This is a genomic window from Bradyrhizobium manausense (assembly GCF_001440035.1).
In the GTDB taxonomy this organism is placed as follows: Bacteria; Pseudomonadota; Alphaproteobacteria; order Rhizobiales; family Xanthobacteraceae; genus Bradyrhizobium; species Bradyrhizobium manausense.
In genome coordinates, this window is record NZ_LJYG01000085.1 from 226,219 (window position 1) to 237,435 (window position 11,217).

Sequence of the window (11,217 nt, forward strand, 5' to 3'; positions counted from 1 at the left end):
CGATGGACGGCACAAGCGAACGCGACGAGCAGTTCCTGCGCCTGTCCTTCGCGGTGGCGAGCCGGTCCCTCACCCATGGCAACCATCCCTTCGGCTGCATCGTCGTCGGCGCCGATGGCAAGGTGCTGATCGAGACCGAGAACGGCTACATGCCTGACCATGACGGCACTGCGCATGCCGAGCGCCTCGCAGCCACGCAAGCCTGCCGCACGCTCCCTCGCGAGGTGCTGGCAGCGGCGACGCTGTATTCCTCAGCCGAACCCTGCGCGATGTGTTCGGGCGCGATCTACTGGGCCGGCATCGGCCGCGTGGTCTACGGCCTTAGCGAGCACCGCTTGCGCGGCATCACTGGCAACCACCCGGAGAACCCGACGCTCGACCTGCCTTGCCGCGACGTCTTTGCGCGCGGCCAGCGGCCGACCGAGGTGATTGGCCCGCTCCTGGAAGACGAGGCCGCAGCACTGCACGACGGCGTTTGGACGAAGTAGATTAACTTCGTGGGGTGGATTAGCGAAGCTAAATAAATTTCGGTCTTGCGGTGAGACACCGTGAGACAGTTTGAAACGGGATGCAACAAGTAAGTGCCTGTGGCACAAGGCTAACTTGCATTTCGTGCCGTTTTTCCGCCGCCTCAAGTCGTCTCACTGCGAAGCAAGCTATTTCGCAGTTTTGTTAGCGCAGCTAACAGCCAACCCGAGAGACGACACCATGAGAATGAAGTTCACCGACGCGGCCATCCGCTCGTTCAAGCCGCGCGCCACCCCGTACCCGGTCGGCGACTCCACCTGTCCCGGCCTCTGCATCCGGATCACGCCGAAGGGCGTGAAGACCTTCGCCTTCGCGTACCGCAACAAGACTACCCGCAAGGTCGAGTGGCTCACTTTCGGCCGCTACCCGGACCTTTCCCTGACGCGGGCGCGCGAGCTGGCCAACGATGCGCGCAAGGTCGTCGCCAACGGCGGCTCGCCGCAGGCAGCCAAGGCCGAGCGCCTCGACACGGAAAGCAAGGCGAAGACCTACGGCGAGGTCGTCGCGCTCTATGACGCCGCCAAGCTGGTCTCGCTCCGCTCCGGGAAAAAGTCGCTCAAGACGCTCGAACGCATCGGGCGCGTCTACGACTGGAACGACCGGGCGCTGTCCTCGATCACCGACGACGACGCCGCCGAAATGCTGCAGGACATCGCTGACGAGCGCGGCAAGAAAGCAGCGGCGAACCAGACCAAGCACATCCTCCACGCCATGTTCAAATGGGCGAAGCAGCCCGGCCGCAAGTTCACGGCGATCAACCCTTTTGCAGACCTTCCGGCACCGGGCGGCCTCATCGTCCCGCGCGCCCGCTTCCTGAGTGCCGCCGAAATTCGGCAGGTCTGGAGCGCCCTTGACGAACCGGAACGGTTCAAGGTCTCGCGCGGGACGGCGATCGCGCTGCGGCTGATTCTCGTGACGGCGGCCCGGCCGGGCATGGTCGCGGGTATGGTCGGCGGCGAGCTACGCGACTTGACCGGGCCGAGCGAGCATGGTCCGCACTGGTCGCTTCCCGCCGAGCGCATGAAGGCCGGAAGCCCGTTCATCACGCCGTTGACCGGCTTGGCGCTTGAACTCCTCCAGCCCCACCTCCAGAGCGCGCCGGACGTGCGCCTGTTCAAACTTGCCGGACGGCAGCAACTGCACGAAGCAGCCAAGCGCATCGTTGCGGGGCTTGAGATGGAGCGATGGACGCCGCACGACCTGCGGCGGACCGCCGCGACGATCCTTGACCGGGCAGGCTACTCCCTCGAACAGATCGGCTCGATCCTCGCGCACACCCGCAAGGGCGTAACAGCGGTCTACGCGCGGTGGGACAAGTTCGACCTGCGGCGCGAGATGGCGACGGTGATCGAGCGGTCATTGCGCGAGACCCTGACCGAGACACCGGATGACACCCCGGAAGCGGCACAACTCGCGGCCTAAGCCGATGTCCGACACTGGTGAACGACATTGAAGAGGCGGCAGCGAGTCGCCTTTTTTCGTTACCAGAAGCTCCGCTGGCGCATGTCGTCCTTAACACGGGACAAGCAGTTCTAGCCGCATTGTCTCGTGCAGCATGACGACCTTGACTGAGATCTTCATCGATCGACAACGACTTCCCTGGCAGTCTTGCGTGCGATCTCCTTTATTTCGTCGTACGGGTCTCCCATTCGGTCTAGCTCCTCAGCAAACCTTTCGGCCGCTCTTACTTCTCCTTTCCTCCTCGCAGCAAATTCCGGCGCACGATCCTCTATCATAGGATCAGTCAGCTTTTTCGACAGGGACGCAACGTCGAAAATCGATCTGTTCGCGATTTCCGCAAGCTCCGACGGCGCGCCATTTGCTTGACGCGAACCTGGTCGAAACAGCGAGTCCGCGAGCGGATCAGTTATCTTCTTGGCTAGGTGAGACACCTCGGAGGTATAAAGCTCATGAAGAATAGCTTCAGGAAGCTCAGGCAGCCCCAAGGACGTTAGCGCCTCTGTGAAAGGGTGAACGCTGATATCTGCACCCTTATCGACAAAATGATCCAGAGTCTCTTTGAAGGCGTCCTTTTCTTCCTTGATCTGCTCCTTCGTAAATCGCCGGCTGATCGTATCGGCCAGTTGATCTTTGTTATAAGCAATCCGCTTAACGGCGGGCGTTTCTTTCATCGCCTGGAGAAGTTCATTTGCGTCCCGTTGCACCAATTGGCGCAGACGTTCTCGAACGTCGCCGCGCGCTCCAGAGAAAGCAGGCAGACGCATATCGATGCTGAGTTGCTTTCCGATGGCAGAAAGGAAAGCGGTGGCGTTTTTTGCTTCGGCCTTCGTATCCTGAGTTAGTCTTGCTCCCACCATTAGGCCCGCGTGTGCATTTGCTTGCTCCTTCAATCGCTCATACTTTTCCTTTGCGGTCGCTTTCCTAATTATGCTGCCGTTGTCGGCAGCAAAGAATGTAAAGCTCGTTAAGACGCTGAGGACAGAAATTGCCTTGGCACTCACCGCGATCGATTTTTTAAGTCGCTTTGACCATGGCTTCCATGTTGGATAGCGAATGTTGAGAAAGCACAGAATCAAAAGCAGACCCAGGCTCTGAATGAATGGGTAGGGAGAAAGCTTCTCTAAAAATACTTCGGCGTTGATAGCTTCGGTTTCGAGCCAAAAGATCGATGGCCAATCGGATCTCGGCAGCCATTCTTTGATGCCAAGGAAAATGGCCAGAACCATCGACATTCCGATCAGCCACGGCAGCAATGTCTTCGCGACGGCCTGTGTCAACCAATGCGAATGGAGGTAGCAAAAACCCCACGCTACGGCCACAAGAGCCACTTGGAGAGCAAGCCAATCCATGAGGCACCCCCAAGATCGAACCTAAGATAGTTAATATCATTAAGCACCACGGTTTGGTAGCGTACCGCGGTTTGACCAGCCGGCCTTCTACAGCCCACGATCGGCACCCTGCCCAACAAGCCATCGAACGTCCGGGGACCGGGCTTGGCGCCGTGCCGGCGGCAAGCCGGCTTCAAGCGACCGGGGTTGATGCAAACTCGCCGGCATTGCGGATCATAATCTCAGCGGCATCGGCCGCGCCACGGGCCTGGCGATCTCGCTTTCAATCTCGTCAACCCAGTGCTGAGAGGCGACGGAGCTTGGCGAGCTTGGCCGTTGCCGCACGTCAGTAGCACTTTTGCGCGGCCGGGTTCGCTGAGGAAGCCCCGTCGATGGCGGCGTGCGTGCAACGATCCGAAGTAGCGGCATGTCGGCGAGCAGAACTCGTTCGAGCAGAATCGCTTCGACAATCCACGGCGCCCCGTTCTGTCACGGCGCACTACAGCCGGGCGCTACGACAGCGGGTCGTCTAAATTCGCTCACTTTTCGCTACACCGTTTTAGATCGGCAGCGGAGGTCGCTGATGCACTCGGCAGGTCGGGCAATAATGTTCCCGGGCGGCCGGCTCGGATTGGCGCACGGGGGAGGCGCGCCCGGTCAGCGATCAAGTCAACGGCGGGCCTCAGCCGAGCAATCCATCGAACTTCGACGGCGGAGCTGGCGGGTTGATGCCGCTGAGCCGCAGCCGCCCGGATGGTGTCAAACCAAACGCCGCGCCATAGCGCAGCATGTCGTTCATCGCCCGCGAGCTGATACGAACTAGCGGATTGACACGCTGATGGCCCTCAGCGGTGGCGATCGTCAGGGTGCCCTCGCGTGCGAGAGCATCCTCCGCCTGTCGCCACGTGGCGTAGGCGGCGCAGTAGACGCTGAACGGGGCGACATCAAGAACGGTGAGCAAGTTGAGCCGATGCAGTTCGGGCGCCAGCTCCAGCCACGCTTCGCGCGCGTAGCCACGCAGATGACGCGGCGCCGGAGGGCATTCCTCGGCGCGAGCAGGCTCAGGCGGGACCCGGGCGCGGCGCTTGCCGGGGTTGCCCTTGGGCAGGTGGAGATGTGGATGTTCAGGCGGCGGACCGGGCATGATAGGCTCCTTTTCCAGTCTCGGACGCAGGAGTCTACCACAGGCTAAAGCTGCCGACTCGGGCGCGCTTTCCGAGCGCAGTTATGGGTCTGATCTGCCGGTCGGGCGGCAGTGTGTTGTCTAGTTCAGCCGTAGCGCTCTGTATCGTGCGGAAGCAAAAGTGGGAAAGTTGCGCGCCACGTAAGGGGCTGACACAAAAACGATTTTAGCGAAGCAAGACGTCGCGGCGTATCGCCTTGACTCGCAAGAGTACTCCGGGGACTATTCTGCCTCAGATTGAACTCCTCTCGGCGCGTGACTTTAGACCGGAGTGAGGGGGCAACGCCAGTGACACGCCGGCATGAAAGCGGGATTGCGGTACGGCAAGAACCTGGAGCACAGGCAAGGATCTACTCCGCGTCGCACTATGCTGTGAGGATCCAACCCGGCAAGGCGGAACGTCCTCGCCCCGGCAAGAATTGGGCACAGAATGCCGGCTCACCTAGCCGCAATAAGAGCTCAGCGCGAAGGCTTGCAACCGAACGAAAATACGTATCGATTCTTCGAGCAGACCTACACCGCTCCTCGGATTTGGTCACTGGTCTCGAGCTAGAAGAATCAGTCGCGCGCCTTGCGCCGGCGCTGGAGCAGATGCGAATAGCCGTTCATCAGTACGGCGGCATCATCCACCGTGAGATGGGCGATGGGCTTTTCGCTGTGTTCGGTGCGCCGGTGGCCGACGACCTACACGCTGTAATGGCTTGCTTCGCCGCGCTTGAGTTGCTGCGCCGAATTGACGCGCTGGGGGATGCTCGTATCCGCGTACGGGTCGGAGTGCATTCGGGCTTAGTGCTCGCTGGCCCGCGACAGTTAGACTACACCCGGATGTATGACTTCGACGGTCCGTCGCTAATTATGGCAGAACGCTTGCAGGCAGTTGCGGAAGCCGGCCAAGCGCTCGCGTCCGAAGCGTGCCGAGTGCTCGCTAAGGGCTACATTCAATTCGGGCCTGCGAAAAGGCATGCCTTGAAGGGGTTCGCCGAGCCTGTGCTCGTTCATCCCATAGAAGGCGTTGGTGAGTTGTCGAAATGGCGGGTTACCTTGGGTCGTGGTACCGCAGCGTTCGTTGGGCGAGAGGCAGAATTGTCGCACTTGCTCGCGCTTGGACAGACAGCTGAGTCGGGGGCCGGCCATATCGCAGTCGTTTCCGGTGAACCGGGCGTTGGAAAATCGCGCCTGGTCCATGAAGCAGTCCATGTGCTGGTTCATAGTGGCTGGCAGGCGATAGAGGCAGAGTGCAGCTCCATTGTCGGGCATTCGCCTTTTTTCCTTCTGAAGCACATTCTTGCCAGCGCAGTATCGTCGTTGAGTGAGGCAGACACAGCAGCGCTCAAAACGGAACTAGCACCTGCACAGTCAAACGCCTTGGCGGTCTTTCTCAACGGCGCGGCTGCGGAATCTTTCCCGGTCTGGGCCAAGTTAACCCCTCGCGCGCGTGGGCGTGCCATCGTCGACATGACCTGCGCTGTATTGACCCGGAGAATTGCACAGCAGGCTACCTTGATTCTGATTGAGGATGCTCAGTGGGCCGATGAGGCGAGTGCCCCTGCGCTTGAAGCAATTATGAACTTGGCGAAGCGCCTGCCGGTGCTCGTGCTTGTTACGGCTCGAACAGGGGACCTGCCCGCCTGGATCGAGCGTGAGTCGAGTACGCGAATGGAGCTGACACCATTAAAGCGTGATGCAGGACTTGCCATGCTCGACCATTTACTTGGTCCATCAGCTCGCCTTCAGTCGCTAAAGGCACGCATTCTCGAGCACACGGGTGCCCTGCCGCTCTTCGTAGAAGAAGTCTGCCGCGGACTTGTTGATGCCGGCAAGCTGACTGGGGCGTGGGGTGAATTTGAACCTGCGTTGAACGAGGCAGAACTCGGCGTCCCTTTGACGGTCCAAGGTGTGATCGCCAGCCGAATCGATCGACTGTCGCCACGCGAGAAGCGGGTCTTGCAAGTGGCCGCCGCCATCGGGCCGCAGGTGCCGAGCCGTTTGCTCCGGGCTATCTCGGCGATTGAGGAGTCGGTCTTTCGTCAGATCCTCACTGCCCTATTGGCAGCTGGTATGTTGACTTGGTCGCCCCAAGCGGGCGACGATGAGACCTCATTCCCGCACGAATGCGTGCGACAAGTGGCCTACGATGCCGCCCTAGAGTCCGACCGCGTCAAGCTGCATAAGCGTATTCTCGCTGAACTCGAGACTAATGCCGCCGCTGCTGAGAAGGGGCAAGAGCTCGCGGCCGTCATGGTGCACCACGCCGTTCAGGCGAAAGAGTGGGCGCGTGCAGCTGATCTAGCAGTAGCCATCGCGCGGCGGTGTTTTGGTCAATCCGCATTTTCAGATGCGAAGCGCCATTTCGAACTAGCAATAGCCTCGGTTGACAAAATGTCACCGTCACCTGCGCGTGAGGCAATCGCAATCGACCTCAGGATTGAAGCTCGTATGGCATACGGCAATACGGGCCAAGTCGGACGCTGGCTGAACTTGGCAAGAGAGGCTGAGGCCCGCGCGCTCGCGTCCGGCGACAAAATGCGGCGGATTCCCGCGTTGGCGATGCGCGCCGCGGCACTGAATTTTTGCGGCGCGCCGGCCGAAGCGATTGAGGCGGGAGAGGCCGCGGTGCGCGAATCGGCCCAAGGTGTCGATTTGGGGTGGCTGGCATATGCAGAATACGGATTGGGTCAGGCGCGCTTTGTGGCTGGACACTATGCTCAAGCCGTTGAAGTTCTGGAGCGCGCGTTTAGGCGGTTCCGCTTTGAAGGAGCATCGCCTCCTCCTGGCGGGGGCGCCCCACAGGCTGCGCTGCTTAGTAGTATGATGATCTGTGTTAGCAGAACCGCGCTCGGCGACGACGAAGGAGCAGCGGCGGCGCAGGCGATGGCAGAAGAAATTGCTGTGGAGAACGAAGGCCCCACGGCGAGAATTGCTGCGGGGTTCAGCCATGGAGTTCTTCTGCTGTCGCGAGATGAGATCGAAGCCGCCGAGATGTCATTGGCGCACTCGCTCAAGCTCGCGCGCCAGCACGACGTGCACCTGTTCATCCCTGTGCTGGCCAATCAGCATGGGCTCGCGCTTGTACAACTCGGGTACGTGAAAGAGGCCCGACAAGCCTTTCAGGCGGCGCGTGACGAAGCTGAACTCCTTGGACACCGCTCGGCAGCTCTACGCGCGGAATTGGGCTTCGTGCTTTGCGACGCTACTTCTCCATCAAAGCTTCATACTGCGCTGGAAGCGGTTAGCCGCTGTGAGCAGAGTGCGCGGCAAGGCGGGTATCAACCTATCGAGCTAGAGGCACTGCTAATCAGGAGTGCTTTGCTTGGCAAGTTGGGAGTCAATGCATCGGGCGTCAGAAGTGCAGCAGCTGAAATGGCCACGCGCCTTGGTGCAATCGGAACGAAACGCGACGTTTGTCGACTGCTCAAGCGCTTATTGCACGTCCCAACTGTGGATTGCGGCGATGATTCTATTCTGAGCTAGCGGTTTGATCCGCTGAAAGGAGGCGATATGGCCAGAGACGAGCATACCAAGATTGACCAACCCAGTGAGCTGGATCGGCGAACGGTGTTGACGGGCGGCGCAGCGGTTGCAGCAACAGCTGCCCTGCCGCGGGCGAGTCTCGGTCAGTCAAACCCGAACGCAGTACAACCATTCGGAGCGATTTATAAGGATTTTGGGTACCTGCAGCATTTCAACCACGACAAATACTCCGCAGGCAATATCCAGAATGTTCAAGATCTCATCAAGGGGAAAGGCAGCACTCCGGGATTGTTTCCGAACAGGAGCGCTCTGAAATGGGGCCTTTATCAACAAAGCGTGGAGCCGACCGCGGCAAACTGGGGCTCAACGCCGAAAAAAGGACAGGCCGCGTTCGACAAATGGCCTGACTTCTCTCAGGATGCTCGTGATGATCTGGAAAGGCAGCCTGCGACGTTTACTGATCCGAAGAACGCCATGAACCCGTTTGACACGACCCAGGTCGCGGCCAATCTCATGGAGCACCTCGACGAGGTCATTCGGATCGCACTTTGGGACCACGCCGTACCGATGAAAATCGTCGTCGGATCGAAGGAGGGACGCCATCATGGCCTGACTACCGAGTGGCAGCCCGCGCCGCAGCCGGGGACCAATCCCAATCTTCAATTAACTGGCCTGACAATAAACATGGATTGTCCGGACGGGGGGTGGGAAGGATACACGGTGTGGCGCAACCAATCGTCCACTGCGGAAATAACAAAGATTGTGGCGAGCTGGACAGTCCCACCAGCTCCAACAGGTCAAGACGGGCAAATCATATTCATCTTCATCGGTCTTGAAAGCGTTTCTGGCACAAACGCCACGGGAGGTATTTTGCAACCCGTTCTCCAGTGGACGGACTCTGGACCGAACGCTGGTTGGTACATCCGCAGCTGGTACGTTACCGCCGCGTTCGACCCTTTGCAGTACCCACTGCTGCCCGATCCGAGTATCGCAGCGGACCAAGCCCATCTTGCGAACGAAAACCGCTGCTACTCTCAAGCAGTTCCGGTGCAAGCAAAAGATACAATCACGGGCACCATACAGGGCGGGAGAAACTCGACGACCGGAAAATTCGACTACATGTGTTCGTTAGAGGTTAATGGCCAACATAAATCGGTTACCGATCTGTCGCTCACTGACATTCCGGAACCTGTTTATGCGGTCTGTGCCGTCGAAAGCTATGGGGCAGTGAATAAACCTCAGGACTACCCGGCCCCTCCGACCCCCGGGGCCGCTTCAATTACGCTGTCCTCGATCAACTTGCAGGTGCAAAATAACTCGGTGCACCCGATCCAGTGGGTCGACAACAAAAACAACTTGGGTCTCGACTTTAAGGCTACTCACAACATGGGCGGCGATAAGGTAGAGTTCAAACTGGCCTAACCACAAGAATCCAGGTTGCAATCGCCAAATGCTAGGGGCCGTCCACATCTGGCCCCGAGCGGCGGGCTTCCGCAATGACGACGATCCTGCAGTCTCGGAACTCGTGCTCCAGAAAAACTCTTCTAACCTGCGGCCGTCAACGTTGGAGCGCCGCCGCGCTCGGAATGCTGCAGCTCCTGTTTTTTTTCGATCCGCCCCGCCCCATTTGTGAACGCCTGCGACAACCATTTTCATTCACTTGTTTGGGGATTGGATAATCGCCGCCAAAACTCGTCTGCCATTTGGTCGTAAAAGCCGAGCCCCTCGTCATCGGCAGCACGTCCACGCTCCACGCGAGCATACCAAGCGCGAGCCAGCCGAAACAGACGACGAACTCGGTCTGATTCCGTGAGGTACTTCGCTGTATTCGCCGGATCGACGATCGGAAGATACAGCGTCAACAGCGTCACCGGCATGACGTTCGGGATGACGTCGTACGCGCACATTCCTAGCTGCAAGGCCTGTTCTGTTACCTTGCCGTTCGTTGGCTGCAACAGCTCTTCGAGTGCAGCCTCAATGTCGAGCTCTCGCAGCTCTTCCCGCCGACGCCCGCTTCCCCAATATTCCTGCCAAAAAGCAAGAGCGTCGCGAGCAAGTTCACGGTGCCGAGCGAGGGGCTCATAATTATCTTCTCCAGCGCGGCGCAAGCAACTCGACCGCTTCCGGGATCGCTTCACGGTGGCCGGTGCCAAGGATGATCGCCGCGACGCTCATGTGCTCGGAAGCTCATTGCGTACGGACTGTGCGGCCTTCCGCCAGCTTGCGGCCGACAATCCGGTGGTGATCGAGCTGCGCGAGTGGTCGCGCATGGCGGAGGAGCTGCAGCAGGAGCGCACGCGGCTTGCCAATCGCCTGCGTCAGCAGTTGTGGCGGTACTATCCCCAAGCGGCCAAGCTGACCGACGATGTCGCCGACGACTGGTTCCTGGCACTTTGGCAAAAGGTGCCGACGCCGGACAGCGCGGCCAAGGCCAGCGACAAGGCGATCGCGCGCATCCTCAGCGCCTATCGTATCCGCCGCCTCGATGCGGCGACGGTGCTCAAGACTTTGCGCGAGACACCCCTGCTCGTGGCACCGGGCACGACGGAGGCTGCGTGCGTGCATATCCGCAGCCTCGCGGCCCGTCTGCGCCTGGTCAATCAGCAAATCAAGGAAGCGCAGCACAGCCTGGACCGCCTGTGCGCCAAGCTCGAAGAACAGGAGAGCCCCGCGGGGCAGAATCCCGAGCAGTGTGACGTGGCGATCCTTCGCTCCTGGCCGGGAATCGGCAGGATCGTTCTTGCCACACTGCTCGTCGAGGCCACCGAGCCTCTGCGCAGACGAGACTACCACGCCTTGCGCGCCTTGGCAGGGGTCGCACCGGTGACGCGGCAAAGCGGCAAGCAACGCTTCGTGATCCGCCGCCTGGCCTGCAACAGGCGGCTGCAAAGCGCCGTTCATCACTGGTCGCGCGGCGCGCTTCAATACGACGCCGCAGCCCGGCGACGCTATGATGCTTTGCGGCAGCGCGGACACGGCCATGCGCGTGCGCTGCGTGGTGTGGGAGATCGCCTGCTCTTTGCCTTGTGCGCGACGCTCAAGCACCAGACGCCCTACGACGCAGACCACAACAGCGCGAAGATCTCGGCAGCAGGCTGAGCCGTTCCTTTGTTCGGCCGCATGCGACCGTTCCTTCGTCCCGACCTGCCGAACGCAAGAGCGCCGCGCGCAGACGCTGTCCAGGATGCCATAGGCACCGGCAAAGCCGGCGCGAAGCGTCCTGGATAGCGTCGAGCACGGTGCTAT

Annotated in this window: 8 protein-coding genes; 5 read left to right on the forward strand and 3 right to left on the reverse strand. The window is 60.1% G+C overall.

All coding sequences use genetic code 11. The annotated features are described in order from the left end of the window. The first annotated feature begins 2 nt into the window (after nt 1–2). Together AOQ71_RS20040 and AOQ71_RS20045 are read left to right on the forward strand one after the other, a co-directional pair. Nucleotides 3–488 carry a nucleoside deaminase gene (locus AOQ71_RS20040; protein WP_057749751.1) on the forward strand — a complete coding sequence of 162 codons (486 nt, stop codon included), beginning with the start codon at nt 3–5 and terminating at the stop codon, nt 486–488. Between the two features lie 226 nt (nt 489–714). Further along, complete coding sequence (locus tag AOQ71_RS20045) at nt 715–1,950, forward strand: tyrosine-type recombinase/integrase (protein WP_057749755.1); 1,236 nt, start codon at nt 715–717, stop codon at nt 1,948–1,950. Between the two features lie 155 nt (nt 1,951–2,105). Here the strand turns inward: AOQ71_RS20045 and AOQ71_RS20050 are convergent, their stop codons facing one another. Together AOQ71_RS20050 and AOQ71_RS43510 are read right to left on the reverse strand one after the other, a co-directional pair. Continuing rightward, complete coding sequence (locus tag AOQ71_RS20050) at nt 2,106–3,338, reverse strand: hypothetical protein (protein WP_057749758.1); 1,233 nt, start codon at nt 3,336–3,338, stop codon at nt 2,106–2,108. Between the two features lie 661 nt (nt 3,339–3,999). Further along, nucleotides 4,000–4,461 carry a phage terminase small subunit P27 family gene (locus tag AOQ71_RS43510; RefSeq protein ID WP_083514343.1) on the reverse strand — a complete coding sequence of 154 codons (462 nt, stop codon included), beginning with the start codon at nt 4,459–4,461 and terminating at the stop codon, nt 4,000–4,002. A 411-nt stretch (nt 4,462–4,872) separates the two neighbouring features. Here AOQ71_RS43510 and AOQ71_RS20060 point away from each other — a divergent pair, with 411 nt between their 5' ends. Both AOQ71_RS20060 and AOQ71_RS20065 read left to right on the forward strand, forming a co-directional pair. Further along, nucleotides 4,873–7,971, forward strand: a complete 3,099-nt coding sequence (locus tag AOQ71_RS20060) for an ATP-binding protein (RefSeq protein WP_162268384.1) — start codon at nt 4,873–4,875, stop codon at nt 7,969–7,971. A gap of 27 nt (nt 7,972–7,998) precedes the next feature. Next, on the forward strand, nt 7,999–9,393 hold the full coding sequence (locus AOQ71_RS20065; RefSeq protein ID WP_057749767.1) for a hypothetical protein: 1,395 nt from the start codon (nt 7,999–8,001) through the stop codon (nt 9,391–9,393). Nucleotides 9,394–9,623: 230 nt separating this feature from the next. Here AOQ71_RS20065 and AOQ71_RS20070 read toward each other — a convergent pair whose 3' ends face one another. After that, nucleotides 9,624–10,079, reverse strand: coding sequence for a hypothetical protein (locus tag AOQ71_RS20070; protein ID WP_057749770.1), 456 nt, complete (start codon nt 10,077–10,079; stop codon nt 9,624–9,626). Between the two features lie 31 nt (nt 10,080–10,110). On the opposite strand from AOQ71_RS20070, the gene AOQ71_RS49965 reads away from it, so the two are divergent. Next, nucleotides 10,111–11,070 (forward strand): transposase, encoded by a 960-nt coding sequence (locus AOQ71_RS49965; protein WP_083514345.1) that lies wholly within the window; start codon nt 10,111–10,113, stop codon nt 11,068–11,070. The last annotated feature ends 147 nt before the right edge of the window (nt 11,071–11,217 follow it).

Coding starts and splice junctions, on each gene's coding strand:
- AOQ71_RS20040 (WP_057749751.1), top strand. CDS start 3: ATGGACGGCACAAGCGAACGCGACGAGCAGTTCCTGCGCCTGTCCTTC.
- AOQ71_RS20045 (WP_057749755.1), top strand. CDS start 715: ATGAAGTTCACCGACGCGGCCATCCGCTCGTTCAAGCCGCGCGCCACC.
- AOQ71_RS20050 (WP_057749758.1), bottom strand. CDS start 3,338: ATGGATTGGCTTGCTCTCCAAGTGGCTCTTGTGGCCGTAGCGTGGGGT.
- AOQ71_RS43510 (WP_083514343.1), bottom strand. CDS start 4,461: ATGCCCGGTCCGCCGCCTGAACATCCACATCTCCACCTGCCCAAGGGC.
- AOQ71_RS20065 (WP_057749767.1), top strand. CDS start 7,999: ATGGCCAGAGACGAGCATACCAAGATTGACCAACCCAGTGAGCTGGAT.